We start from the raw sequence: 24866 nt of genomic DNA on the forward strand, positions 1-24866 counted from the left end.
CCGTGTGTCGGGGTGGCGGACCGGGAGCGCGGCGCTCACAGCGACCGCGAGAGGGCCGCGTTCTTCTCGTCGACCAGCTGCGCCAGGCCTGACGCGTAGTCGGCGAGCTGGGCGGCGACGCCCTGGTCGGTCGAGCCGATGATGCGCGCCGCCAGCAGGCCGGCGTTCACCGCACCGCCGATCGAGACCGTCGCCACGGGCACGCCCGCCGGCATCTGGACGATCGACAGGAGGCTGTCGAGCCCGTCGAGCTTGGCCAGCGCGACCGGGACGCCGACGACCGGCAGGGTCGTGACCGACGCCAGCATGCCGGGCAGGTGCGCGGCTCCGCCGGCACCGGCGATGATGACGCGGACGCCGCGGCCGGCGGCCTCGTGACCGAACCGGATCATCTTCTCGGGAGTGCGGTGGGCCGACACGACCTCGACCTCGTGGGCGATGCCGAACCGCGACAGGATCTCGGACGCGCCGGTCATGGTCGGCCAGTCGCTGTCGGAGCCCATGACGATCGACACCACGGGCGTCACCGACGGGTCGTTCGGCGAGGCCGGGGACGGAGAGGTGCTCTTCGGGTCGGACACGGACTAGAGGATAGCCGTCACTCGGTGAAGAACTCGACAGCGGCGCGCGCCCGGAAGACGCTCTCGTCGAGGTCGTCGCCGATCACCGTGACGTGCCCGACCTTGCGGCCCGGACGGGGCTCCTTGCCGTAGTCGTGGACCTTCACGGCCGGCTGGTCGAGCATGAGGGCCGGCAGACGGTCGGCCATGGTCCCCGTGGTGGGCCCGCCCAGGACGTTCACCATGACGCTGTGGGGGCGGTGACACCCCGTGTCGCCGAGCGGCAGGTCGAGCACCGCGCGGAGGTGCTGCTCGAACTGGCTGGTGACCGACCCGTCGATCGTCCAGTGCCCGGTGTTGTGGGGTCGCATGGCCAACTCGTTGATCAGGAGGCGCTCGTCGGTGGTCTCGAACAGCTCGACCGCGAGCACCCCGGTGACCCCGAGCCGTTCGGCGACCGTCCGGGCGATGTCGTCGGCGACGTCGGCGACCCGACCGGCGCTCGACGGAGCCGGGGCGAAGACCTCGGCACAGACGCCGTCGCGCTGGACGGTCTCGACGACCGGCCAGGGCACGATCTGCCCGCTGGGCCGCCGGGCCACGAGCTGCGACAGCTCACGCCGGAACTCGACGAGCTCTTCGACCAGCAGCGCGCCTCCTGAGCCTCCGTCGGCCAGGGCCGCGAACCAGTCGTCGGCGTCGTGAGCGCCCGAGACGACGCGGACGCCCTTGCCGTCGTAGCCGCCGCGGGCGGTCTTGACGACGGCTCGGCCACCGTGGTCGGCGAGGAAGGCCTCGAGGCCGGCGGCGTCGTGGACCGCCGCCCAGTCCGGGATGGGCAGGCCGAGGGCCGTGAGCCGCTCGCGCATGACGATCTTGTCTTGCGCGACCGCCAGGGCGGCGGGGCCGGGGTGCACCTCGACGCCGGCCTCGACGAGGGCGGCGAGCACGGGCTGGGGCACGTGCTCGTGGTCGAAGGTGACGACGTCGACGCCCCGCGCGAAGTCGAGCACGACGTCGACGTCGTGGTAGTCGCCGACCCGGGTCGCGGCGAGCCGGGCCGAGCTGCCCTCGGTCTCGGCCAGGACGCTGATCTCGATGCCCAGGTGGACGGCAGGCGGCACCATCATGCGGGCGAGTTGCCCGCCACCGATCACTCCGACGCGGTAGGCCATCTCGACTCCTGACTGCGTGACCGCTCGACGGATGCGAGGATGGCGGGCACGCGAACGAACGCGGTCGACCCGAAACCGTCCGGCCGGGCCCGAACCATCTTGGCCGATCCTCGAAGGAGTTGCATGCTGCGCCTCGCCCGACAGCTCGTCCGGTACGGGCTGATCGGCCTGTGCGGGCTCGTCGTCGACCTCGGCGTGTTCAACGCCCTGCGCCTGACGGTGTTCGATCCCGAGGTCACGGCCGGCGGGCCGGTCCTCGCGAAGGTCGCGTCGAGCGTCGTCTCGATCGTGGTCGTCTGGTTGGGCAACCGGTACTGGACCTTCGGCGACACCCGCCGCGACCGAGCCGCGCGCGAGGCCGTCGAGTTCTTCGCCGTCGCCCTCGGCGGCATGGTGATCGGGCTGGCCTGCCTGTGGGTGTCGCACTACGTGCTCGGGTACCGGTCCGCCCTCGCCGACAACGTGGCGTCCAACGTCGTGGGGCTCGCCCTCGGCACGGTGTTCCGGTTCACGCTCTACCGGCTCTGGGTGTTCCACCCGTCTCGCACGCGGCCGGCGACGACGCCCCTCGACGCGTCGCCGGACGACGACCCGCGGCTCGAGGCCGCGACCCGCGCCGGTCGCGTCTGACCGCTACGGCCGGCCGAGCGCCCGGTACTCGAAGCCCGCGTCGCGCCACTCGGCCGGCTCGAAGACGTTGCGGGCGTCGACGAGCCGTGCGTGTGCGACGAGCGGGAGCACGTCGGCCGGGCGGAGGGCCTTGAACTGCTTCCACTCGGTCAGGACGAGCACGAGGTCGGCCCCGGTGAGGGCGGTCGTCGCGTCGTCGACGTAGGTCAGGTCGGGTGCGATGCGGCCCGCCGTGTGGTTGGCCTCGGGGTCGAACACGACGACCTCGGCGCCCGCCGCGTGCAGGCGCCGGGCGACGTCGAGCGCCGGGGAGTCGCGGACGTCGTCGCTGTCGGGCTTGAAGGCCACGCCGAGGACGGCGACGCGGGTGCCCGCGACGACACCGCCGAGCAGCTCGTCGGCCAACGCGACCACGCGGTCGCGGCGACGCAGGTTGACGGCGTCGACGTCGGCCAGGAAGTCGAGGGACTCGAGGCCCAGCTCGCGCGACCGGGCCTGGAACGCCCGGATGTCCTTCGGCAGGCAGCCGCCGCCGAAGCCCAGGCCGGCGTTGAGGAACCGCCGACCGATGCGGGCGTCGTGCCCGATCGCGTCGGCGAGCTGCGTCACGTCGGCGCCGGTCGCCTCGGCGATCTCGGCCATGGCGTTGATGAACGAGATCTTCGTCGCGAGGAACGCGTTCGCCGACACCTTGACGAGCTCGGCCGTCGCGTAGTCGGTCACGAGCCGGGGCGTGCCCGTGGCCAGCGCCGTCGCGTAGACCTCGTCGAGCACCGCGGTGGCCCGCTCGCCGGCGGTGCCGGACGGGACGCCGTAGACGAAGCGGTCGGGCGAGACGGTGTCGGCCACGGCGAAGCCCTCACGCAAGAACTCGGGGTTCCAGGCGAGGTCGGCCCCCGAGGAGGCGCGCACCACGTCGGCGAGGCGGCTCGCCGTGCCGACCGGCACGGTGGACTTGCCGACCACGAGGTCGCCGTCGGCGAGGTGCGGCAGGAGGCCCTGGACCGCGGCGTCGACGTAGGTCAGGTCGGCCGCGTCGCTGCCGGCCGTCTGCGGGGTGCCGACGGCGACGAAGTGCACCTGGGCACCCGCGGCGTCGGCCGGGTCCGTCGAGAAGCGCAGGCGCCCCGAGTCGAGCGCCCGGCGCAGGGCCTCGGGCAGGCCCGGCTCGAAGAAGGGGGCGTGCCCCGACGCGAGCATCTCGACCTTGCCCGGGTCGACGTCGATGCCGACCACCTCGTGCCCGAGATCGGCCATGCACGCTGCGTGCACGGCGCCGAGGTAACCGCATCCGATGACTGACATCCGCATGCCGTCAACCCTAGGGCAGGCCGGAGCCCGGCCCGACCCGAGGGCTCAGCGACCGAACGGCCGCTCGCCGCCCCACGAGGTGGTCTCGTCGTGCCCGACGGACTGCTCGTGCTGACGACGCTGGGCGACGCTGTTCTGGTTCGCCTCCATCAGGTCGTGCAGGGCCGACTGGACGAGGTCGGCCGACGGGACGTCCCACAGCACGAGCGGCCGGTCCAGCCCGGTGTTGATCAGCACGTCGCCGCTGCGGAACGCGCTCTGCACCGAGTTCTTGCGGACGGTCAGGTCGTACCCCCGGCTGTGCAGCAGTTCTTGCCGGGTGCGGACGAAGAGCCCCCGCCGCACCACGAGGCGGCGCGAGGTGATGACGTAGCGACGGCCGAGCCAGAGCAGCACCGGCACGAGCCACAGCAGGACGATCAGGGCGAGGGCAGCCCCCAGGACGACGTAGTTCTGCCACTCGACGTCGAAGCGACCGCCGAAGTACCCGGTCGCGGCGCAGATGCCGACGAGGGCGAGCGAGGGCCAGAACAGGACGCGGGCGTGGGGCCGGAGGCGCGCGACGACGTACTCGGTCGGCTGCGGTCCGTCGGTGCTCACAGGCTCATTCATACCGCAGATGCGTGACGTCGCCCGAAGCCACGGCCGTCGTCCCGCCGGTCGTCACCGACCGGACGACCAGGCGGCCGACCTCGTCGACGTCCACCGCCTCACCGACCAGTACCGCACCTCCCGGCAGTTCGACGCGCACCTGACGACCCAGGGTCGCGCAGGCCTCGCGCACCGCGTCGAGGGCGCCGCTCGCGACGGCATCGCCCCCGGCCGCCGCGAGGTCGCCGACGAGGCGCCCGAGGTCGGCGACCCATGACGAGAGCACGGCGTCGGCCAGGTCGAGCGCCGACCCCGACGCTCCGTGCAGCCCGAGCGAGGTCGCGGTCGGCGTCGGCAGCTCGTCCGCGGGCACCGTGAGGTTGACACCGGCCCCGACGACCACGGCGCTCGCGTCGGGGCGGAGTTCCGCCAGCAGGCCGCAGACCTTGTCGCCGCCGACCTGGACGTCGTTGGGCCACTTCAGCGTGACGTCCGCGCCGTCGACCACCCGACGGACGGAGGCGCGCATCGCGACGCCCGCGAGCAGCGGCACCCAGCCGAGCGCCTCCGTCGGCAGGTCGCCGCGGTGCAGCAGCACGCTGGCCGCGAGGGACCGCCCGGGCGCGGTGACCCAGCGCCGGTCGAGCCGACCCCGACCGGCGGACTGGTCGAGGGTCGCCCAGGTCGCCAGGTGGGGCTCGTCGACGGCGGCGAGCAGGTCGGCGTTGGTCGATCCCGTCGACTCGAGCACCACGAGGCGGGGGCTGACGGCCGAGGTCAGGGGGAAGTCCATCGGCTCAGCCTAGGGGCGGTGGTTGAGGACTCCTACGACGTCCGGGGTCGTCCACGCGTGGAAACCTCCAACGGTGGGCCGAGGGCCGGTCAGTAGAGTGAAGCGCGTGACTCCTGACTCCGCGCCCCTCACCGACGCCGCGCCCGACCTGCACACCACCGCGGGCAAGCTCGCCGACCTCAAGGCCCGCTACCACGAGGCCGTGACGGCCAGCGGCGAGGCCGCCATAGCGAAGCAGCACGCGAAGGGCAAGAAGACGGCCCGCGAGCGCATCGACGAGCTGCTCGACCCGGGCTCGTTCGTCGAGCTCGACGAGTTCGTCCGACACCGCACCCACGCCTTCGGCATGGAGGCCAAGCGCCCCTACGGCGACGCCGTGGTGACGGGCACGGGCACGATCCACGGTCGTCAGGTGGCGGTCTACTCGCAGGACTTCACGATCTTCGGCGGGTCGCTCGGCGAGGTCGCCGGCGAGAAGATCATCAAGGTCATGCAGCTGGCCCTCAAGACGGGCGTGCCGATCATCGGCATCCTCGACTCGGGCGGAGCCCGCATCCAAGAGGGGGTCGTGGCGCTCGGCAAGTACGGCGAGATCTTCCGCCTGAACACCGCCGCGTCGGGGGTCATCCCGCAGATCTCGTTGATCATGGGCCCGGCGGCAGGAGGCGCGGTGTACTCCCCCGCGCTGACCGACTTCGTGATCATGGTCGACAAGACGAGCCACATGTTCGTCACCGGGCCCGACGTCATCAAGACCGTCACCGGCGAGGACGTCGGGTTCGAGGAGCTCGGCGGGGCCCTCACCCACAACAAGGTCTCGGGCGTCTCGCACTACCTGGCGAGCGACGAGGACGACGCCCTCGACTACGCGCGCTCGCTGCTGTCGTACCTGCCCGACAACAACCTGGCCGACCCGCACGTCTTCGACGTGCCCGTCGAGCTCGAGACGACCGACTTCGACCGCCAGCTGAACACGCTGATCCCCGACAGCCCGAACCAGCCCTACGACGTGATGACCGTCATCGAGCACGTCGTCGACGACGGTGAGTTCCTCGAGGTGCAGCCGCTGTTCGCGCCGAACATCGTCGTCGGCTTCGGCCGCGTCGAGGGCCGCCCGGTGGGCGTCATCGCCAACCAGCCATCGGCCATGGCCGGCACCCTCAACATCGAGGCGGGCGAGAAGGCGAGCCGGTTCGTCCGCTTCTGCGACGCGTTCAACATCCCGATCCTCACCCTCGTCGACGTGCCCGGCTATCTGCCGGGCACCGACCAGGAGTGGACCGGCGTCATCCGTCGTGGCGCCAAGCTGCTGTACGCCTACGCCGAGGCCACCGTGCCGCTCGTCACCGTGATCACGCGCAAGGCCTACGGCGGCGCCTACATCGTCATGGGGTCGAAGCAGCTCGGCGCCGACATCAACCTCGCCTGGCCCACGGCCGAGATCGCCGTGATGGGCGGGCAGGGTGCCGTCAACATCCTCTACCGCAACGAGATCAAGGCCGCCGCCGAGGCCGGCGAGGACGTCGCGGCCGTCCGCACGCGTCTCGCCAACGAGTACACGTACAACGTCGCGAGCCCGTTCCTGGCCGCAGAGCGCGGCGAGCTCGACGGGGTCGTCGAACCGGCTGCGACGCGGGTCGCCGTGGTGAAGGCCCTCCGGGCCCTGAAGACGAAGCGCGCCACGTTGCCGCCCAAGAAGCACGGGAACATCCCCCTGTGAGCGGTCGACACGCGGCCGGGGCCGCCGACCAGCCCGTCGAGACCGCGCCGGCATCCGTGCTGCGGGTCGTCGCCGGTGACCCGACGCCCGACGAGCTCGCCGCGATCACGGCGCTGCTCGCGGCCGTCGCCGCCGGCCGCACGGCGTCGTCGCCCGAGGCCGCACCCCTGCGGTCGTCCGCCTCGGCCTGGACCAGGTCGGCCAGGGCCCCGCGCCCCACGATCACGGCCGGCGAGGGCCGTTGGCGTGGATTCTCGGGCTGACGTGCCCTGAAGAGGGGTAGACGGGGTCATCCTCCCCCGGCTGTCCCCCTAAATGACGACTGTAGTCCGCGTCGCGAGGGGTCATAGTTGCTTCTGCTAGGTGTCTCTCTCAGAGTCACACCACCGAGCAGGAGCCGACTAGGGTAAGCGGGTTCCTGCCGGGGGGAGTCAGGGCGACATTCGGGTTGCCGCCCTGACTCAGGGTCTCGGAAGGGCCGGACGATCGTCCGGCCCTTCTCCCGTTCCGGCTGGGGTTGCCGTGCTCCGGGCCGTGCTCCGGTGGTCTTTCGTCGGGCGTCGGTCAGGGGGCCGAACGAGGGATCTGCAGCCAGAGCTGCACCTCGTCGCCGTCGTCGTCCTCTTCGGCGTCGGCGGAGACGCCTCGACCCAGGGCACTCGACGAGAGGTCCGCCGACCCGAGGCCCACGACCGTGACGGCGTCGTCCCCGCCGCCCTGGACGGTCCGCACGACGATGCGGTCGGCGGCCGACTCGCGAAGGGCCTCGGCGAGCACGCCGTGGACGCGACGGAGGTCGGCCGGGCCGAGGTCGTCGATGCCGCCCTCGTCGAGGAGGCTGACGACGGCGCCACGGCGACGGGCCGCCATGACCTCGCGCCGCACGTCGTCGTCCAGCAGCCGCCGCCCCCGGATCTCGTCGCGGATCGCGCCTTCGAGGTTCAGGCACTCCTGGCGTTCGTCGGGGGTGAGGTCGCCGTGCCGACGCACGATCGTCTGCAGCATGGGGCGGGCGGTGCGGCCCGTCTGCAGCAGCCGGTACTGGCGTTCGTTGACATGCGCCTCTTGCGCGGCCTGCCAGTCGGCCGCCTCGTGTTCGGCGAGGATGAACTCTCGCGTCTCGCGCCCAGCCCGGGTCAGCGTGCTCGACATGGCGTGGCTGAAGGCCACCCAGACGACGCTGCCCACGATGCCGAGCTCGGCGATCTGCTGGACCCCGGCCCAGAGCACGCCGTGCACGGCCATGAAGCCGACTCCGAACCAGGCGAAGCCCTGTCGACGACGGGTCGAGACGATCACCATGAGAGTGCCCACGGCGGCGACGTACCAGGTGGCGTACCCGTTCTTCACCGAGCTGTCGAGCTGCGACGTCACCACCAGGGGCAGGACGATGCTGACGGCCAGGCAGAACGAGGCCATCCAGACGGGCATGATCATGTGCTTGGTCGGCCACAGGACCGCCACGGTGGCGGCCGCGTACAGGGCCATGCACGCCAGCACCGGCAGCGGGTCGGCGACGCGGTCGACGGACGCCGCGGCGAGCACGAGGTGGTAGGCGGAGAAGACGGCGGCCAGCGAGACGATCAGCCAGCGGGGCACCGAGACCCTCATGCGGGTGCCTGCTCGACGGGCCAGCGCAGGCTGACGACGGTGCCGCGCCCCGGCGACGAGTCGATCGTGGCGAGCCCGCCGGCGTTGTTCAGCCGCTCGTGGATCGACACGCGCACCCCGAGGCGTTCCGTCGGCACCGAGGCCGGCTCGAAGCCCCGGCCCGTGTCGCCCACCTCGACGGTGGTGAGCCCGTCGCCGTCGTGTCGGACCTCGACCCAGCGGTCCACGCCGGGCCCTTCACCCGCGTGCTGCGAGCTGTTCACGAGGGCCTGCATCGCGGCGGAGTAGAGCGCCTCGGCGGCCGTGGACGGGATGCCCTCGTCGCCGAGCCGACTGCGGCGCACCTCGACCGGGACCCCGAGGTCGGCGATGGCGGCCTCGACCCGGTCGGCCATGCTCGCCAGCGACGTGTCGGACTCGTCGAACGGGGTCGTGCTCGCCGCCGCCGACAGGTGGGACATCGCGTTGCGGGCCATGTTCGTCGACAGGTCCCGCTCGTCGGGCGACCACGCCCTGGCCGCCTGGATGAAGGTCGTGAGGACGCTGTCGTGCACGATGGCGTCGACCTCGACCCGTTCGAGTTCGGTCGCGTGCTCGCGGATGGCCTCGGAGTAGCGGGCGACAGCGGTCGCCTGGGCCTGGTCGACGTTCGCCGCCGCCTGCCGCAGGATCACCACGAGGATGAGCACGGCACCGCCGAGCAGGATGGCGTACACGGAGTCGAGGGTCGCCCGCTGCGGGGACACCGCACCGCCCGAGGGCGTCAGGCGGATGAACCCGTAGACCGCGGGGGCGGCGAAGAGGTAGCCGCTGGCGATCCAGGTCGAGAACGCGGACGCCGCCGACGCCGTGGCGACCGTGCAGAGGTACCAGAGCCACGGCACGCCCGACTGGATGCGACTGGGATCGTCGACGGCCAGCGGCCAGGTCACGAGTGCGATCAGGTACGCGACGGCGACGAAGGCCTCGACCGTGGTGACGCCGCGTTGGACGAGGCTGGCGACCACGAGGGCCAGGAACCCGCCGAACATCGCCAGGCCGATGACCCAGGCCCAGGCGAGCTGCATGTCGTCGACCTGACCGAACATGTCGGGCAGGGCCTGCAGGCCGAACACGAGACCGGCCGCGGCGATGATCCGCCCCAGCACCTTGTCGAGGAGGGCGCGGCTGATGGGGTTGCGCGGGGGCCGCAGGGCCCCGAGCGGGATCGGGGCGCTCAGTCGGCCCTCAGCGGCCATCGCCGCCGTCCGCGTCGAGACCCGGCAGGATGCCGTCCTCGACCGCACGGCGCAGCAGGTCGACCTTGGTCGGTGCCGGGCGACCGACCTCGACGTACTTGACGCGGATGCGGTCGAGGTACTCGCGGGCCGTGGAGTAGCCGATGCCGAGCTGCTGGGCGGCGAGCTTGAGCGGCAGGCCCGAGGCGTAGAGGTGCAGGATCTCGCGTTCGCGGCGCCCGAGCTGCGCCTTCGCGAAGTCGCGGTCGGCGTCGATGGCGCTGGCCCACTCGAGGTTGTTGAGGACGTCGCCCCGCGCGACGGTCGCGACGGCGGCCATGACCGTCTTGGTCGCGGACGACTTCGGGATCACCCCGGCCGCACCGGCGGCGAGCGCCTCGCGGACCGAGGCCACGCGGTCGGCGATGCTGTGGACGAGGACGGCCGACCCGGTGGCCTGCACCCGCTTGACGTTCTCGGTGACGGTCGACCCGTCGCCGAGGGACAGGTCGAGCACGACCACGTCGACCTCGCGCCCGGCGAGGTTCTCGACGAACTCCTGCACGCCGGCGGCCGTCAGGACGACGTCGAAGCCCTCGTTCTGGCAGGCGGCCTGGATGCCGAGCCGCACCGACTCGTGGTCGTCGACGATGGCGACCCGGACGGGAGCGGTCGGGCGGGGCGCGGTGGGGGTCTCGGTCGAGAGGTCTGACACGGTGGTCCTTCGTTCGGCGTGCGTCTGGCCCTGAACCCCAGGCGTGCACGGGGTACATCGTACCGGGATCGGTGCTCAGGCAGGCAGCAGGCGCACCACCGTCTCGACGTGGTGCGTGTTCGGGAAGAGGTCGTAGGCCTGCAGGGCGTCCAGCCGGTAGCCCCGCTCGGCGAAGAGGGCGACGTCGCGGGCGAGGGCGACGGGGTCGCAGGCGACGTACACCACCTGGGCGGGCCCGAGGGCCGCGATCTCGGTGACCACGTCACGCCCGGCGCCCGACCGGGGCGGGTCGAGCACGATCGTCGCGTGCGCGAGGCGCTCGCGCTCGGCGCCGCCGGCCTGGGACGCCGTCTGACGCAGCCACCGCTCGACGCGTCCGGTCACGGCCGCCGCACCGATCCACTCGGCCAGGTTCTCGGCGGCGTGCTCGGTGGCGCGCTCGTCGCTCTCGACGCTGGTGATGCGCGTGCCCGCGCCGAAGCGGTCCCCGACGGCCGCGGCCAGCAGCCCGACCCCGCCGTAGAGGTCGAGGTTGGCGGCCTTCGGGTCGAAGCGGTCGGGGTCGATCATCGTCTGCACGGCGGTGGTGAGCGTGGCCGCGGCCTCGCGGTGCACCTGCCAGAACCCGCCGTCGTCGAGGCGGAACTCGCGCTCGCCGACGACCTCGGTGATGGTCGAGCGGGCCTGACGACCGATGATCAGGCGGGCGCCGCCCACGCTCGGGGCGACGACGTCGACGTGCTCCTCGCCGGGGAAGGCGTCGCCGAGCGGAGCCACCTCGGCGACCTCGGGCGAGGCGAGGGGCAGGTCGGGCACGGGGACGACCCGGTGCGACCGGGCGGCGTACTGGCCCGGGCGGCCGTCGGCGTCGAGGTGCAGCCGGAGGCGCGTGCGCCACCCCGTGCCTCGTCGCTCGTCGTCGCCGGGCAACGCCTCGACCGTGACGCGCCCGTCGGCGTCGGCGACGCCGCCCATCCGCGAGAGCGCGTCGACGACGACCTGCCGCTTCAGTTCGCGCTGGTGCGAGAGCTCGACGTGGCCGAACTCGGCGCCGCCGGCACGGTCGGCGGGATCGACCTCGAGGGCGGCCGCACCCCAGACGTGCGGGCGTCGGTGTTCGCTGGCCTCGAGGACGCGCACGGTGTCGGCCCGCCAGAACGACTTCTTGCGGTCGTCGGCGATGCGCGCGACGACCCTCTCGCCGGGCAGCGTGTCGGTGACGAACACCACCCGCCCGTCGAGGCGCGCCACCGAGATGCCCCCGTGTGCGATGCCCGTCACGTCCAGTTCGACCTCACGGCCCAGCATGTCTCCCATGCGTCGAGTCTGACAGGCTGGGCGGCATGACCGTCCCGCTCTACCTGGCCAGCACCTCCCCTGCCCGCCTCGCCCTGCTGCGCGCCGCCGGCGTCGAGCCGGTGCTGATCAGCCCCGGCGTGGACGAAGAGGCCGCGGTCGACGTCGAGGCCGGCCGGCTCGGCCGGCCGCTCACGGCGGCCGAGACCGTGCAGCACCTGGCGCGGCTCAAGGCCGAGGCGGTGCTCGACGTGACGATCGACGGCCGCCCCCTCGACGGGTTGGTGCTCGGCGGCGACAGCGCCTTCGAGTTCGACGGCGAGGTGCACGGCAAGCCGCACGAGCCCGCCCTGGCACTCGACCGCTGGCGCCGGATGGCCGCGGTCGGCCACGGCACCCTCTGGTCGGGCCACTGGCTGGTCGACCACCGCGGCGGCGCGCCACGCACCGGCGACGAGCACCCCTCAGGAGGCGCGGGCCGGGTCGCGAGCGCGTCCCTCACCTTCGCCGACGACCTCGACCCGCGCGAGCTCGCCGCCTACGTCGAGACCGGCGAGCCGCTCGAGGTGGCCGGCGCCTTCACGATCGACGGCCGGGCCTCGGCGTTCATCACGCACATCGAGGGCACGCCGAGCGCCGTGGTCGGCCTCTCGGTGCCGGTGCTGCGGTCGCTCGTCCGGGGCTTCGGCGTGCCGTGGCACGAGCTGTGGACCTCGCCGACCGCAGGCTCCTTGTAGGTTCTGCCCCGCGCCTCCTCGTCCTTTTTGTGCACGTCAGCCAAAGGCAGGTGCGGAGGGCGCAATAGGGTGGGGAACTATGCCGCGTATCAGCAAGGTCCTCATCGCCAACCGTGGAGAGATCGCCGTCCGCGTGATCCGCGCCGCACGTGACGCCGGCATCGGCTCCGTGGCGGTCTACGCCGACCAGGACCGCGACGCCCAGCACGCCCGCCTCGCCGACGAGGCCTACGCCCTGGGCGGCACCACGAGCGCCGAGACGTACCTCGTCATCGACAAGATCCTGTCGGTCGCCCGCCGCTCGGGGGCCGACGCCGTCCACCCCGGCTACGGGTTCCTCGCCGAGAACGCCGACTTCGCCCGCGCCGTCGAGGCGGCCGGCCTGGTCTGGATCGGCCCCTCCCCCGAGGCCATCGAGCAGCTCGGCGACAAGGTCTCAGCCCGCCACATCGCCGAGCGCGTCGGGGCTCCCCTCGCCCCCGGCACCCTGAACCCCGTCTCGGGCGCCGACGAGGTGCTCGACTTCGTCGACCAGCACGGCCTGCCCGTCGCCATCAAGGCGGCCTTCGGCGGAGGCGGGCGCGGCCTCAAGGTCGCCCGCACCCGCGACGGGGTGCCCGAGCTCTTCGACTCGGCCACCCGTGAGGCCGTCGCCGCCTTCGGCCGCGGCGAGTGCTTCGTCGAGAAGTACCTCGACCAGCCCCGCCACGTCGAGACCCAGTGCCTCGCCGACGCCCACGGCAACGTCGTGGTCGTCTCGACCCGCGACTGCTCGCTGCAGCGCCGCCACCAGAAGCTCGTCGAAGAGGCCCCCGCCCCGTTCTTGACCGACGAGCAGACCACGCAGCTGTACGAGGCGTCGAAGGCCATCCTCCGCGAGGTCGGCTACGTCGGCGCCGGCACCTGCGAGTTCTTGATCGGCAAGGACGGCACCGTGTCGTTCCTCGAGGTGAACACGCGCCTGCAGGTCGAGCACCCCGTGTCCGAAGAGGTCACGGGCATCGACCTCGTCCGCGAGCAGTTCCGGCTCGCCGAGGGCGGCGTGCTCGACTACGACGACCCCGAGGCGCGCGGCCACTCGTTCGAGTTCCGCATCAACGGCGAGGACGCCGGCCGCGGCTTCATGCCCGCCCCGGGCCCGATCCACGTCTTCAAGGCACCGGGCGGCCCCGGCGTCCGCGTCGACAGCGGCGTCCAGGCGGGCGACGAGATCAGCGGGTCGTTCGACTCGTTGCTCGCGAAGCTGATCGTCACCGGGTCGTCGCGCGAGGACGCGCTCGAGCGCTCGCGCCGGGCCCTCGCCGAGTTCGAGGTGGCCGGCCTGCCGACCGTCCTGCCCTTCCACCGCGCGATCGTCGACGACCCGGCGTTCGCCCCCGCGGACGGTCGGCCGTTCTCGATCTACACCCGGTGGATCGAGACCGAGTTCGACAACACCATCCCCGCGTGGAGCGGCGAGGCCGAGGCCCCGCGCCCGGCCGACGAACGCGACACCGTCGTGGTCGAGGTCGCCGGCAAGCGACTCGAGGTCTCGTTGCCGGCCGATCTCGGGTCGCGCACCGCGCCTCCTGCGGTGGCCCCGAAGCGCCGCGGCGCGTCCCGCTCGACCGTCGTCACCGCCACGGGCGCCGAGGTCAAGGCTCCCATGCAGGCCACCGTCGTCAAGCTCGCCGTCGAGGCGGGCCAGCAGGTCGTCAAGGGCGACCTCGTGCTCGTGCTCGAGGCCATGAAGATGGAGCAGCCCGTCGCCGCGCACCGCGACGGCACCGTCTCGGGCATCTCGGCCGTCGTCGGCGAGACCGTCTCGTCGGGGCACGTCCTGCTCAGCATCGACTGAGGCGTGCGACGGGCCCCGGCCCGACCGGGGTGCCGGGTCGGCAGACCCTAGAGTGGACGCCATGTCTGAGACCACCATGCACCCGCTCGACGACCGCGCCGCCGACCCCTTCGAGGTCGCCCGCACCGCCGCCGCCGAGATCGCCGAGAAGACCGGCGTCGCCCGGCACGACGTCGCCCTGACCCTGGGCAGCGGTTGGGCCAAGGCCGCCGACCTGATCGGCGAGACCGTCGCCGAGATCCCGGCGACCGAGATCACCGGCTTCGCCGCGTCGGCCGTCGTGGGCCACACGAGCTCGATCCGCAGCATCGCCCTGCCCTCGGGCAAGCACGCCCTCGTCATGGGTGCCCGCACGCACTACTACGAGGGGCACGGCGTCCGTCGCGTCGTGCACGGCGTCCGCACCGCCGCCGCGACCGGCGCCACCACGATGATCCTGACGAACGGGGCCGGCGGCATCAGGGAGACGTGGAAGCCGGGCACCCCCGTGCTCATCAGCGACCACATCAACCTCACGGCCGACTCGCCGCTCGAGGGCGCGACGTTCATCGACCTGACCGACCTGTACTCGTCGCGGCTGCGCGACGTCGCCCGCGGCATCGACCCCGACCTCGACGAGGGCGTCTACACGCAGTTCCGCGGACCGCACTACGAGACGCCGGCCGAGGTGCAGATGGCCAAGGCGATCGGCGGCCACATCGTCGGCATGTCGACGGCGCTCGAGGCGATCGCCGCCCGCCAGGCCGGCATGGAGGTGCTCGGCATGTCGCTGATCACGAACCTGGCCGCGGGCATCCAGAAGACCCCCCTCAGCCACGCCGAGGTGCTCGAGGCCGGCCGCGACGCCGAGGCCAAGATCAGCGACCTCCTCGCCCGGATCGTGGCGGCCCTGTGAGCGGCCCGCTGGGCGGCGACCTCGACGGGTTGATCGCGACGGCCACGGCCTGGCGCGACCAGGACCCGGACGACGAGACCCGCGACGAACTCGACCGCTTGCTGACCCGGGCGACCTCGTCCGACGACCGCGCCGACGCCGACGCCGACGCCACCGCCGTCGCCGTCGCCGAGCTCGCCGACCGCTTCGCGGGCCGCCTGCAGTTCGGCACCGCCGGCCTCCGTGGCGCCCTCGGCTCGGGCTCGAACCGCATGAACCGGGTGCTCGTCGCGCAGGCCGCCGCCGGCTTCGCCGCTTTCCTGCTCGGTCGCGAGTCGCACCCCTCGATCGTCATCGGTTACGACGGCCGCAAGAACTCCGACGTGTTCGCCCGTGACACCGCCGAGATCATGGCCGCCGCCGGGGTGGCCGCGACGATCCTGCCCCGCGCCCTGCCGACCCCGGTGCTCGCCTTCGCCGTCCGCCACCTCGACGTCAGCGCCGGCGTCATGGTCACCGCCAGCCACAACCCCCCGCAGGACAACGGCTACAAGGTCTACCTCGGCGGCGTCGACGCCGGGTCGCAGATCGTGTCGCCCGTCGACGGCGAGATCGCGGCCGAGATCGAGCGGGCCGCCCAGTCCCCCGTCACCGACCTGCCCCGGTCGGACGACTACCGTGAGGCCGGCGACGACCTCGTCATGGAGTACGTCCGCCGGACGGCCGCCGTCGCCGGCACCGCCTCGAGCGGCCGCCAGCCCCGCGTCGTCTACACCGCGATGCACGGGGTCGGGTGGGAGGTCGCGCGCCGGGTCTTCGCCACCGCGGGCTTCGCCGAGCCGATCCCGGTCAGCGAGCAGAGCGCCCCCGACCCGGCCTTCCCGACCGTGGCCTTCCCGAACCCCGAAGAACCCGGCGCCATGGACCTCTCGTTCGCGACCGCCGACCGCGTCGAGGCCGACCTCGTCATCGCGAACGACCCCGACGCCGACCGGCTCGCCGTGGCGATCCCCGTCGAGGGCGGCTGGCGGCGCCTCAGCGGCAACGAGGTCGGCTCGCTGCTCGGCTGGCGTGCCGCCGAACGCGCCCGCCGCGACGACCGTGACGGCACGCTGGCCGCGAGCATCGTCTCGTCGCCCGCCCTGCGCGAGATCGCCCGGGTGCACGGGCTCGACTACGTCGACACCCTGACGGGATTCAAGTGGGTGTCGCGCGTGGGTGGCCTGATCTACGGCTACGAAGAGGCGCTCGGCTACCTCGTCGACCCCGACGTCGTCCGCGACAAGGACGGCATCTCGGCGGCCGTCGACCTGCTCGCCCTCGCGACCGAGCTGCACACCGCCGGGTCGAACCTCGCCGAGCACCTCGTCGCCTTCGACGAGCGCTTCGGGGCGTACGCGTCGTCGCAGATCTCGATCCGCGTGGACGACCTCGCCACGATCACGGCCCTCACGGCGCGTCTCCGACAGCAGCCCCCGTCGACCATCGGCTCGCACCGGGTCGACCACGTCGACGACTTCCGTGACGGGTTCGGGTCGTTCCCCGCGGGCGACGTGCTGCGGTACTGGCTGACCGACGGCTCGCGGGTCATCGTCCGCCCGAGCGGCACCGAGCCCAAGCTCAAGGTCTACATCGACGCGTCGAGCACCGAGGGCGACGCCGTGGCCCGCCGGGCGGCGGCCGAGGCCGCCGTGGCCGACCTCGACGCCGGCATGCGCGAGCTGCTGGCCTGACGCCGGGGGCGGCGACCGCCCCGACGACGTGAGAGACCCCGGAGGCGCAGGTCGCGCCTCCGGGGTCTCTCACGTCGGCGACTCAGCCGAGCGACTTCTGCAGCTTCTCGGTGAGCTCGGCCTGGTCGAAGTGGTTCTGGATGACGATGACGTCGGCGAAGGTCGACCCGATGGCCTCGACGAACTCGGCCGAGGTGAGGATGACCTGGGCGTCGTCGCCGACGGACGCGATCGAGCCGATGTCGGCCGCGACCACGTCGGCCTCGATGTCGAGCTTGGCCAGGACGCGCTCGGCGTTGACCTTGAGGATTCCGCTGCTGCCGATGCCGGCGCCGCAGATGGTGACGATCTTCATGGGGGTCTCGATCTGTCGAGGGCGGATCAGGCGGGGACGCCCATCAGCCGACGCACCTCGTCGACCGAGGTGGCGGCCGCGAGGGCGGGGATGACGGAGGCCTCGTTGAAGACGTTCGCGAGGTCGGCGATCGACTCGAGGTGACCGCCGACGGTGACGATCGCGAGGCCGAGCACGACGCTGACCGGGTCGTTGTGCGGGTGCCCGAACGGCACCGGTTCGGCCAGGGTGACGACCGCCAGCCCGTCACGCACGACGGCGTCACCGGGGCGGGCGTGCGCGAGCACCAGCCCCGGGGCGATGACGACGTAGGGGCCGTGCTCGTCGATCATGCGGACCATCTCGTCGCCGTAGCCCTCGTGGGCCGCGCCCGAGTCGACCAGGGCCCGACCGGCGACGTGCACGGCCTCACGCCAGTCGGCGACGCGGGCACCGATCACGACGGCTTCGTCGGGCAGCGGAGGGAGCGACATGGTCAGGCCCCCTCGAAGCCGGCCGTGATGCGGTCGGCCAGCGCCTCGCGCTCTTCGAGGGGCAGGAAGCACGACGCGGCGGCGTTGAGCTGGAACGTCTCGTGGTCGTCGAGGTCGTAGTCGAACGCCTGGCTGAGCAGGGCGAGCTCTTTGCACAGGCTCGTGTCGCTCATCAGGCGGTTGTCGGTGTTCACCGTCACGCCGTAGCCGAGCTGGTAGAGCAGGTCGAACGGGTGGTCGTCGAGGTCGGTGCCCCAGGCCGCGATCGCTCCGGTCTGCAGGTTCGACTGGGGCGACAGCTCGAGCGGGATCTCGCGGTCGCGCACCCACGACGCGACCGGCCCGATCTCGACCGTGGTCGCCGCGCCCTTGCTCGCGACCACGCGGATGTCTTCGGCGATGCGGACGCCGTGACCGAGGCGCAGGGCCCGCCCGTCGATGAGGGCGCCGCGGATGCTGTCGAGACCGTCGGCCTCGCCCGCGTGCACGGTGACCGGCATGAACTCGCGGGCCAGCAGGTCGAAGGCGACCCGGTGGTCGGCGGCCGGGTACCCGGCCTCGGGCCCGGCGATGTCGAAGGCCAGCACGCCCGTCTCGCGGTGGCGGACGGCGAGCTGAGCGATCTCGAGCGAGCGACCCTCGTGACGCAGGGCGCTGAGGATCTGGCCGACCGAGATCTCGTAGCCGTCGGCCGCCAGCGAGGCCACCGCCGACGTGAAGCCCGCCTGCACCGCCTCGACGGCCTGGTCGAGCGTGAGCCCCTGACGCTGGTGTTGCTCGGGGGCCCAGCGGACCTCGGCGTGGACGACCCCGTCGGCGGCCAGGTCGAGGACGAACTCGTGGGCGACGCGGGTGAGCTGGTCGGCGGTCTGCATGACGGCGACGGTCAGTTCGAAGGTCGCCAGGTAGTCGACCAGGTTGCCGGAGTCGGCGGCCTCGACGAACCAGCGGCGCAGCGCCTCGGGCTCGGAGGCGGGCAGCTCGACGCCGGCCTCGCGGGCCAGCTCGACGATCGTCTCGGGTCGGAGGCCCCCGTCGAGGTGGTCGTGCAACGACACCTTGGGCAGGGCCGCGAGGCGCGGGCCCCCGTTCGGCAGTCGGTAGTCCTTGTCGGGAGCGCTCATGCCCCCAATCTACTAGCGGTCCGGGCGACGACTCTGGACGCGCGCCACGAGACGGGTGCGCGGGCGTCGCGAACCGGCACCGCGCCTCCTGGGCGGAGGCGGGGTGCCGGCTCGGGGCCTCGGGCGCGGCGGGGTCAGCCGACGCGCTCGGCGACGATGGTGCGCGCCGCAGGGGCCTCGTCGCCGATCGTCCAGGCGCCGTCGACGGCCTCGAGCGCACGCTCGAAGCGGCCGGGCTCGTCGGTGTGCAGCGTGAAGAGCGGCTGCCCCTCGGTGACGCGGTCGCCGGGCTTGGCGTGCAGCTCGATGCCGGCGGCGGCCTGCACCGGGTCCTGCTTGCGGGCGCGACCGGCACCGAGGCGCCAGGCACCGATGCCGAACGGCAGCGCGTGCTGCTCGGTCAGGTAGCCGCTGCTCGCGGCCGTCACCACGTGCGTCTCGCGGGCCGTGGGCAGCGCCGCGTCGGGGTCGCCGCCCTGGGCACGGATCATGCGCTTCCAGGCGTCCATCGCACGACCGTCGTCGAGGGCGGCCTCGACGTCGGCGTCGGGCCGGCCCGCGAGGGTCAGCATCTCGCGGGCGAGGGCGACCGTCAGCTCGCGGATGTCGGCGGGACCGCCGCCGGCGAGGGTCTCGACCGACTCGCGGACCTCGAGGGCGTTGCCGATGGTCAGGCCGAGCGGCACGTTCATGTCGGTGAGCAGCGCCGTGGTCGCGACGCCGGCGTCGGTGCCGAGGTCGACCATGGTGCGGGCCAGCTCACGCGAGCGCTCGATGTCCTGGATGAAGGCGCCCGAGCCGAACTTGACGTCGAGCACGAGGGCCGCCGTGCCCTCGGCGATCTTCTTGCTCATGATCGACGACGCGATCAACGGGATGGCCTCGACCGTGCCCGTGATGTCGCGCAGGGCGTACAGCTTGCCGTCGGCGGGGGCGAGGCCCGAACCCGCGGCGCAGACCACGGCCCCGCTGTCGGCCATGATCTCGCGCATGCGCTCGTTCGAGATCGACGCCTGCCACCCCGGGATCGACTCGAGCTTGTCGAGCGTGCCGCCGGTGTGGCCGAGGCCACGACCCGAGAGCTGCGGCACGGCGACGCCGAACGAGGCCACCAGGGGGGCGAGCGGCAGGGTGATCTTGTCGCCGACCCCACCCGTGGAGTGCTTGTCGACGGTCGTCTTGCCGAGCCCGGCGAAGTCCATCGTCTCGCCCGATCGGATCATCGCCATCGTCATGTCGCGGATCTCGCGGCGCTCCATGCCGTTCAAGAAGATCGCCATGGTCAGCGCCGACATCTGCTCGTCGGCGACGTAGCCCCGGGTGTACGCGTCGATCAGCCAGTCGATCTGCTCGGTGCTGAGGGCGTCCCCGCCCCGCTTGACGCGGATGAGGTCGACGGTGTCGAAGGGTTCGACGGCGTTCTGGGTCACGGTGGGGCTCCTAGCGGTGGTGCGATGGGTGGTGCGACGGCGCGACCACGGGGTCGCGACCGGGACGGACGAGGAGGCGCGGGTCAGCCCTGCGAGGCGCGGTACGCCTCGAGCTGCCGCGGCCCGAACGCGTCGGGGATGACCTCGTCGATGGTCTTGAAGCCCGAGACGGTGTCGAGCACCATGGCCTCGTCGGAGTGTTCGTAGAGCAGCTGCCGGCAGCGACCGCAGGGCATCAGCACCCCGCCGTTGCCGTCGACGCAGGCGAAGGCGACCAGGCGGCCGCCACCCGACATGACGAGGTCGGACACCAGTGAGCACTCGGCGCAGAGGGTGATGCCGTACGAGGCGTTCTCGACGTTGCAGCCCGAGACGACGCGGCCGTCGTCGGTGACGGCCGCAGCCCCCACGGGGAACTTCGAGTAGGGCACGTATGCCTTGCGCATGGCGGCCCTCGCGGCCTCGCGGAGGGCGTCCCAGTCGGTCTCGGCGACGACCGACGCGCTGCTGCGGCCCGTCACGACTTGATGTACGGCTTGCCGGAGGCCGCGGGGCCCCGGGACTGCCCGACCAGGCCGGCGACCGCGAAGATCGTCACGACGTACGGCAGCATGAGCATGAACTCGCTGGGCACCGGCGAGCCGATGGCCCCGAGCACGTTCTGCAGGTTGCTCGCGAAGCCGAACAGCAGCGCGGCGAGCGTGGCCCGGATGGGGTCCCAGCGGCCGAAGATGACCGCCGCCAGGGCGATGAAGCCCGCGCCTGCCGTCATCTCTTTCTGGAAGTTGCCGAGCGAGCCGAGGGTGAAGTACGCACCGCCGAGACCGGCGATGGCCCCCGCGAGCGAGACGTTCCAGAAGCGGGTGGCGTTGACCTTGATGCCCACGGTGTCGGCCGCCTGCGGGTGCTCGCCGACCGAGCGGAGGCGCAGCCCCCACCGGGTGCGGAACAACCCGTAGAAGACGACCGCGATCGCGACGTACATGAGGTACACGATGATCGTCTGCCGGAAGAAGACCGGCCCGACGATCGGGATCTGGCTGAGGACCGGGACGTCGAGCTGCGGGAAGCGCACGCCGCGGTTCAGCGACTCGGACTTCGAGAGCACCTGCGAGTACAAGAAGCTCGTCAGGCCGGTCACCAGCACGTTGAGCACGACGCCGACGATGACCTGGTCGACGATGTAGCGGATGCTGAAGACCGCGAGCACCATCGAGACCAGCACGCCGGCGATCATCGCGCCGATCAGGCCGACGTAGGCCGATCCGGTCGCCGAGGCGATCATCGCCGAGACGAAGGCGCCGGCCAGCAGCTGCCCCTCGATCGCGACGTTGACGACGCCCACGCGCTCGCTGATCACGCCGCCCAGCGCGCCGAAGATCAGCGGCGTGCTGAGCGCGAGAGCACCGAGCAGCAGACCTGGCACCGGGATCGTCTGGCCGGCGCTCGCCCAGGTGAGGAAGCCCAGCAGGAAGAGCACGCCGAAGACGGCGACCAACCAGATCGGCACCTTCTCGAAGCGCACCGCGCGGAGGACCGCGACGACGGTGACCACGGCGAGCAGCACCGTCAGCACGACGCCGGTGACGGTCGACGGGAGGACGGCGTCGGGCAGGGCGAAGAAGTCCGTCGCGGTCGAGAGCCGGAACGTGCTCTCGCCCTCACGGGCCAGGCCGATGAACAGCACCGCCGCGATGAGCGTGAAGATCGCGAAGGCGATCGGGGCCTTGAGGCTGCGGGTCGAGGCCCGGGCCAGGTCGGGCGACGGTGCGGCGGGGACCGCGGCGTCGGGGGTGAGCGTGCTCACTTGGTGACCACCGCCTCCTTGTTCGAGGCCTTGCGCACCGGGCGGAGGCCCGGGGCCGGCAGACGGAAGATCGCTCGGACCAGCGGGGGCGCGGCCACGAACAACACGATGAGGGACTGCACGACGAGCACGATGTCGATCGGGACGCCGTTCGCCGCCTGCATCGAGTAGCCGCCGGCCTTGAGCGCGCCGAACAGGACGCCGGCGCCGAACACGCCCCACGGCCGGGACCGACCGAGCAGCGCCACGGTGATGGCGTCGAAGCCGATGCCCGCGTCGATGCCCGAGGTGAAGCCGCTGGTCAGCGTGCCGAGCACCTGGGTCGACCCCGCGACGCCCGCGAGGGCACCCGAGATGAGCATCGCGTAGAGGTAGATGTTCTTGACGTTCATGCCCGCCGTGCGTGCGGCGTGCGGGTTCTCGCCCACGGCCCGGAACCGGAAGCCCAGCGTCGACCGGTTGATCAGCCACCAGACGACCGCCGTGATCACGATGACGAGCACGAAGCCCCAGTTGAGGTTGTACCGCGAGCCGAACAGGTCGGGCAGGATCGCCGTGTCGAGCGTCGCCGGCGACTTCGGGTTCGCGCTGCCGGGCGCCTGCAACAGGCCCTGCGTCCGCAGCATGAAGGCCAGCAGGTAGAAGGCGATGTAGTTGAGCATGATCGTGAGGATCACCTCGTGGGCACCGGTGCGGGCCTTGAGCAGACCGACGATGCCACCCCAGAGCGCACCCACGGCGATGCCGGCCGCGAGGGCGAGCGGCAGGTGGAGCGCCAGCGGCAGGTGGAACGAGAAGCCCACCCAGCCGGCGGCCGCCGCCGCCATCAGCATCTGACCGCGGGCACCGATGTTGAACAGGCCGACGCGGAACGCCACGGCGACGCCGAGACCGGCGGCGATGAGGGGCACGGCGTAGTTGAGCGTCTCGGTCAGGGGGCGGATGCCCGCCGCGAAGCCGTCGACCCGGAAGTTGTAGACCGCGCCCTGGAAGAGCGACGAGTACGACCCGCCGACCGACGCCCAGAACGCCTGGAAGAAGTCGGCCGGCCGCGAGAAGAAGTAGCCCAGGGTGCCCTGGACGGTCGTGTCGGTGAAGCCGATCAGCAGGCCGGACACGACGAGCGCGAGCACGACGGCGAGCACCGAGATGGCGGCGTTGCCGGTCGTGATCTCCCTCAGGAGGCGCGAGCCGCGTCCCTCGGTCGACTCCGGTGCCGACGGGGCGGGTGGGGTGCCCGGCCCCTGCGTGGTGGTCGTGGCGTCGGTCACGCTGCCTGCTCCGTTCCGTGCGGCATCTCGCCGGCCATCATGAGCCCCAGCACGTCGCGGGGGGTGTCCGCCGGCACGATGCCGACGATGGTGCCGCGGTACATCACGGCGATGCGGTCGGCCAGGGCGGCGACCTCGTCGAGCTCGGTCGAGACGACGATGACGGGGACGCCCTGGTCGCGGGTCTCGACGATGCGCTTGTGCACGAACTCGATCGAGCCCACGTCGATGCCGCGGGTGGGCTGGGCCGCGACGAAGAGCCGGAGGTCGCGGCTGAGCTCACGCGCCAGGACGACCTTCTGCTGGTTGCCCCCCGAGAGACGGCCGGCCGGTGTGGTGATGCCCTGGGTCCGGATGTCGAACTCCTTCACCTTGGCGACCGCGAACGCCGCGAGCTCGGACAGCCTGAGCGACCCGCGCTTCACGAACGGACCGGACTGCGACCGGTCGAGCATGAGGTTCTCGGCGACGGTGAACTCGCCGACGAGGCCGTCCTGGTTGCGGTCCTCGGGGACGAAGCCGACGCCGGCGTCGAGCACCTGGCGGACGCTTCGGCCCGTGATGTCGCGTCCGTCGAGCGACACCCGGCCCTCGACCCGGGGCTGGAGGCCGAGGATGGCCTCGGTCAGCTCGGTCTGGCCGTTGCCCTGGACCCCCGCGATGGCGAGGATCTCGCCTCGACGGACCTCGAACGAGACGTCGTCGACGACGACCTGCCCGATGGGGTCGACGACCCGCAGGTTCTCGACGACGAGGGCGGGACCACCGGCCTCGGCCGGCGCCTTCTGGACGGTCAGCTCGACGGCGCGGCCGACCATGAGCGAGGCGAGCTCGGCGTTCGAGGCACTCGGCTCGGCCTCGCCGACGACCTTGCCGAGGCGGATGACGGTGATGCGCGTCGCGACCTCGCGGACCTCGCGGAGCTTGTGGGTGATGAAGACGATCGCGGTGCCCGCGTCACGCAGCTGACGCATGATGACCATCAGCTCGTCGGTCTCTTGCGGGGTGAGGACGGCCGTGGGCTCGTCGAACACGAGCACCTTCGCGTCACGCGAGAGGGCCTTGATGATCTCGACGCGCTGCTGGACGCCGACGGGCAGCTCTTCGACGAGGGCGTCGGGGTCGATGTCGAAACCGAACCGACCGCTGATCTCGCGCACCTTCGCGCGGGCCGCGGCGAGGTCGAGGCGACCACCGGCCTTGGTCTCTTCGTGACCGAGCATGACGTTCTCGGCGACGGTGAAGACGGGGACGAGCATGAAGTGCTGGTGCACCATGCCGATGCCGGCGCCCATCGCGTCGCCCGGGCCGGAGAAGTGCTGGACGGCGTCGTCGAGCAGGATGTCGCCCTCGTCGGCCTGGTACAGGCCGTAGAGCACGTTCATCAGCGTGGACTTGCCGGCGCCGTTCTCACCGAGGAGGCAGTGGATCTCGCCCGGTTCGACGGTCAGGCTGATGTGGTCGTTGGCGGTCAGTGCGCCGAATCGCTTGGTGATGCCCCGCAGTTCGAGCTTCATCTCAGGTGGCTACCTCGGGTCTAGGCATTCGGGTGGGGTCGGGCGGCGCCGGGTCGGCGGCCCGCCCACGGGCGTTGAGAGGGCCGGGA

At 72.2% G+C, this 24866-nt stretch carries 24 protein-coding genes; 7 read left to right on the top strand and 17 right to left on the bottom strand.

The genetic code is table 11. The features are described from left to right. Positions 1-35: 35 nt before the first annotated feature. Complete coding sequence (purE, locus tag ITJ55_RS04675; protein ID WP_194594743.1) at positions 36-503, bottom strand: 5-(carboxyamino)imidazole ribonucleotide mutase; 468 nt, start codon at positions 501-503, stop codon at positions 36-38. A 95-nt stretch (positions 504-598) separates the two neighbouring features. After that, the gene (locus ITJ55_RS04680; protein ID WP_194594285.1) at positions 599-1735 is read right to left on the bottom strand and encodes a 5-(carboxyamino)imidazole ribonucleotide synthase; all 1137 of its coding nucleotides are present in this window, start codon (positions 1733-1735) and stop codon (positions 599-601) included. Positions 1736-1858: 123 nt separating this feature from the next. On the opposite strand from ITJ55_RS04680, the gene ITJ55_RS04685 reads away from it, so the two are divergent. Further along, on the top strand, positions 1859-2365 hold the full coding sequence (locus ITJ55_RS04685; RefSeq protein ID WP_194594286.1) for a GtrA family protein: 507 nt from the start codon (positions 1859-1861) through the stop codon (positions 2363-2365). 3 nt (positions 2366-2368) lie between these two features. Here ITJ55_RS04685 and ITJ55_RS04690 read toward each other — a convergent pair whose 3' ends face one another. Genes ITJ55_RS04690 through ITJ55_RS04700 form a run of 3 tightly spaced genes read right to left on the bottom strand, consistent with a single transcriptional unit; the run spans position 2369 to position 5060 of the window. Continuing rightward, the gene (locus tag ITJ55_RS04690; RefSeq protein WP_194594287.1) at positions 2369-3676 is read right to left on the bottom strand and encodes a UDP-glucose/GDP-mannose dehydrogenase family protein; all 1308 of its coding nucleotides are present in this window, start codon (positions 3674-3676) and stop codon (positions 2369-2371) included. Between the two features lie 45 nt (positions 3677-3721). Further along, positions 3722-4276, bottom strand: coding sequence for a PH domain-containing protein (locus ITJ55_RS04695; RefSeq protein WP_370544015.1), 555 nt, complete (start codon positions 4274-4276; stop codon positions 3722-3724). A 4-nt stretch (positions 4277-4280) separates the two neighbouring features. After that, complete coding sequence (locus tag ITJ55_RS04700) at positions 4281-5060, bottom strand: biotin--[acetyl-CoA-carboxylase] ligase (protein WP_194594289.1); 780 nt, start codon at positions 5058-5060, stop codon at positions 4281-4283. A gap of 106 nt (positions 5061-5166) precedes the next feature. Here ITJ55_RS04700 and ITJ55_RS04705 point away from each other — a divergent pair, with 106 nt between their 5' ends. Both ITJ55_RS04705 and ITJ55_RS04710 read left to right on the top strand, forming a co-directional pair. Beyond that, positions 5167-6780 (top strand): acyl-CoA carboxylase subunit beta, encoded by a 1614-nt coding sequence (locus ITJ55_RS04705; protein ID WP_194594290.1) that lies wholly within the window; start codon positions 5167-5169, stop codon positions 6778-6780. Further along, positions 6777-7043: an acyl-CoA carboxylase epsilon subunit gene (locus ITJ55_RS04710; RefSeq protein WP_194594291.1), complete on the top strand. Its 267-nt coding sequence runs from the start codon at positions 6777-6779 to the stop codon at positions 7041-7043. The genes ITJ55_RS04705 and ITJ55_RS04710 overlap by 4 nt, the downstream gene beginning before the upstream one ends. 301 nt (positions 7044-7344) lie before the next feature. On the opposite strand, the gene ITJ55_RS04715 is transcribed toward ITJ55_RS04710, so the two are convergent. The 4 genes from ITJ55_RS04715 to ITJ55_RS04730 all read right to left on the bottom strand — a co-directional run bounded on the left by ITJ55_RS04715 (position 7345) and on the right by ITJ55_RS04730 (position 11640). Then, a complete protein-coding gene (locus ITJ55_RS04715; RefSeq protein WP_194594292.1) occupies positions 7345-8391 on the bottom strand; it encodes a hypothetical protein in 1047 nt (348 codons plus the stop codon). After that, positions 8388-9629, bottom strand: a complete 1242-nt coding sequence (locus tag ITJ55_RS04720) for a sensor histidine kinase (protein WP_194594293.1) — start codon at positions 9627-9629, stop codon at positions 8388-8390. Before ITJ55_RS04720 ends, ITJ55_RS04715 begins: the two co-directional genes overlap by 4 nt. Continuing rightward, complete coding sequence (locus ITJ55_RS04725; RefSeq protein ID WP_194594294.1) at positions 9619-10323, bottom strand: response regulator transcription factor; 705 nt, start codon at positions 10321-10323, stop codon at positions 9619-9621. The genes ITJ55_RS04720 and ITJ55_RS04725 overlap by 11 nt, the downstream gene beginning before the upstream one ends. 75 nt (positions 10324-10398) lie before the next feature. Further along, complete coding sequence (locus ITJ55_RS04730; RefSeq protein ID WP_194594295.1) at positions 10399-11640, bottom strand: class I SAM-dependent RNA methyltransferase; 1242 nt, start codon at positions 11638-11640, stop codon at positions 10399-10401. Positions 11641-11666: 26 nt separating this feature from the next. Between ITJ55_RS04730 and ITJ55_RS04735 the strand changes: the two genes are divergently transcribed. The 4 genes from ITJ55_RS04735 (at position 11667) to ITJ55_RS04750 (ending at position 16800) form a co-directional block, all read left to right on the top strand. Next, complete coding sequence (locus ITJ55_RS04735; RefSeq protein ID WP_194594296.1) at positions 11667-12356, top strand: nucleoside triphosphate pyrophosphatase; 690 nt, start codon at positions 11667-11669, stop codon at positions 12354-12356. Positions 12357-12435: 79 nt separating this feature from the next. Then, the gene (locus ITJ55_RS04740) at positions 12436-14193 is read left to right on the top strand and encodes a biotin carboxylase N-terminal domain-containing protein (RefSeq protein WP_194594297.1); all 1758 of its coding nucleotides are present in this window, start codon (positions 12436-12438) and stop codon (positions 14191-14193) included. A 61-nt stretch (positions 14194-14254) separates the two neighbouring features. After that, positions 14255-15088, top strand: coding sequence for a purine-nucleoside phosphorylase (locus ITJ55_RS04745; protein ID WP_194594298.1), 834 nt, complete (start codon positions 14255-14257; stop codon positions 15086-15088). Then, a complete protein-coding gene (locus ITJ55_RS04750) occupies positions 15085-16800 on the top strand; it encodes a phospho-sugar mutase (protein ID WP_370544016.1) in 1716 nt (571 codons plus the stop codon). Before ITJ55_RS04745 ends, ITJ55_RS04750 begins: the two co-directional genes overlap by 4 nt. Positions 16801-16882: 82 nt before the next feature. Here ITJ55_RS04750 and ITJ55_RS04755 read toward each other — a convergent pair whose 3' ends face one another. From ITJ55_RS04755 to ITJ55_RS04790, 8 genes are all read right to left on the bottom strand, one after another. Continuing rightward, on the bottom strand, positions 16883-17155 hold the full coding sequence (locus ITJ55_RS04755; protein ID WP_043594402.1) for a PTS sugar transporter subunit IIB: 273 nt from the start codon (positions 17153-17155) through the stop codon (positions 16883-16885). 26 nt (positions 17156-17181) lie between these two features. Next, the gene (locus ITJ55_RS04760) at positions 17182-17628 is read right to left on the bottom strand and encodes a PTS sugar transporter subunit IIA (RefSeq protein ID WP_194594299.1); all 447 of its coding nucleotides are present in this window, start codon (positions 17626-17628) and stop codon (positions 17182-17184) included. 2 nt (positions 17629-17630) lie between these two features. Beyond that, positions 17631-18752: an adenosine deaminase gene (locus ITJ55_RS04765; protein ID WP_194594300.1), complete on the bottom strand. Its 1122-nt coding sequence runs from the start codon at positions 18750-18752 to the stop codon at positions 17631-17633. Positions 18753-18886: 134 nt separating this feature from the next. Beyond that, positions 18887-20182, bottom strand: coding sequence for a thymidine phosphorylase (locus ITJ55_RS04770; RefSeq protein WP_194594301.1), 1296 nt, complete (start codon positions 20180-20182; stop codon positions 18887-18889). 83 nt (positions 20183-20265) lie between these two features. Then, positions 20266-20703, bottom strand: coding sequence for a cytidine deaminase (locus ITJ55_RS04775; RefSeq protein ID WP_194594302.1), 438 nt, complete (start codon positions 20701-20703; stop codon positions 20266-20268). Then, complete coding sequence (locus ITJ55_RS04780) at positions 20700-21989, bottom strand: ABC transporter permease (protein ID WP_194594303.1); 1290 nt, start codon at positions 21987-21989, stop codon at positions 20700-20702. Before ITJ55_RS04780 ends, ITJ55_RS04775 begins: the two co-directional genes overlap by 4 nt. Beyond that, positions 21986-23260 (bottom strand): ABC transporter permease, encoded by a 1275-nt coding sequence (locus tag ITJ55_RS04785; RefSeq protein WP_194594304.1) that lies wholly within the window; start codon positions 23258-23260, stop codon positions 21986-21988. Before ITJ55_RS04785 ends, ITJ55_RS04780 begins: the two co-directional genes overlap by 4 nt. Continuing rightward, positions 23257-24777 (bottom strand): ABC transporter ATP-binding protein, encoded by a 1521-nt coding sequence (locus ITJ55_RS04790; protein ID WP_194594305.1) that lies wholly within the window; start codon positions 24775-24777, stop codon positions 23257-23259. Before ITJ55_RS04790 ends, ITJ55_RS04785 begins: the two co-directional genes overlap by 4 nt. Positions 24778-24866 lie beyond the last annotated feature (89 nt).

This window comes from Frigoribacterium sp. VKM Ac-1396, assembly GCF_015350895.1.
Taxonomy (GTDB): Bacteria; Actinomycetota; Actinomycetes; order Actinomycetales; family Microbacteriaceae; genus Frigoribacterium.

Excerpts from the sequence above, each read along its gene's own strand:
- purE (WP_194594743.1), bottom strand. The coding sequence starts at position 503 with ATGGGCTCCGACAGCGACTGGCCGACCATGACCGGCGCGTCCGAGATC.
- ITJ55_RS04680 (WP_194594285.1), bottom strand. The coding sequence starts at position 1,735 with ATGGCCTACCGCGTCGGAGTGATCGGTGGCGGGCAACTCGCCCGCATG.
- ITJ55_RS04685 (WP_194594286.1), top strand. The coding sequence starts at position 1,859 with ATGCTGCGCCTCGCCCGACAGCTCGTCCGGTACGGGCTGATCGGCCTG.
- ITJ55_RS04690 (WP_194594287.1), bottom strand. The coding sequence starts at position 3,676 with ATGCGGATGTCAGTCATCGGATGCGGTTACCTCGGCGCCGTGCACGCA.
- ITJ55_RS04700 (WP_194594289.1), bottom strand. The coding sequence starts at position 5,060 with ATGGACTTCCCCCTGACCTCGGCCGTCAGCCCCCGCCTCGTGGTGCTC.
- ITJ55_RS04715 (WP_194594292.1), bottom strand. The coding sequence starts at position 8,391 with ATGAGGGTCTCGGTGCCCCGCTGGCTGATCGTCTCGCTGGCCGCCGTC.
- ITJ55_RS04720 (WP_194594293.1), bottom strand. The coding sequence starts at position 9,629 with ATGGCCGCTGAGGGCCGACTGAGCGCCCCGATCCCGCTCGGGGCCCTG.
- ITJ55_RS04730 (WP_194594295.1), bottom strand. The coding sequence starts at position 11,640 with ATGGGAGACATGCTGGGCCGTGAGGTCGAACTGGACGTGACGGGCATC.
- ITJ55_RS04735 (WP_194594296.1), top strand. The coding sequence starts at position 11,667 with ATGACCGTCCCGCTCTACCTGGCCAGCACCTCCCCTGCCCGCCTCGCC.
- ITJ55_RS04740 (WP_194594297.1), top strand. The coding sequence starts at position 12,436 with ATGCCGCGTATCAGCAAGGTCCTCATCGCCAACCGTGGAGAGATCGCC.
- ITJ55_RS04745 (WP_194594298.1), top strand. The coding sequence starts at position 14,255 with ATGTCTGAGACCACCATGCACCCGCTCGACGACCGCGCCGCCGACCCC.
- ITJ55_RS04755 (WP_043594402.1), bottom strand. The coding sequence starts at position 17,155 with ATGAAGATCGTCACCATCTGCGGCGCCGGCATCGGCAGCAGCGGAATC.
- ITJ55_RS04760 (WP_194594299.1), bottom strand. The coding sequence starts at position 17,628 with ATGTCGCTCCCTCCGCTGCCCGACGAAGCCGTCGTGATCGGTGCCCGC.
- ITJ55_RS04765 (WP_194594300.1), bottom strand. The coding sequence starts at position 18,752 with ATGAGCGCTCCCGACAAGGACTACCGACTGCCGAACGGGGGCCCGCGC.
- ITJ55_RS04790 (WP_194594305.1), bottom strand. The coding sequence starts at position 24,777 with ATGAAGCTCGAACTGCGGGGCATCACCAAGCGATTCGGCGCACTGACC.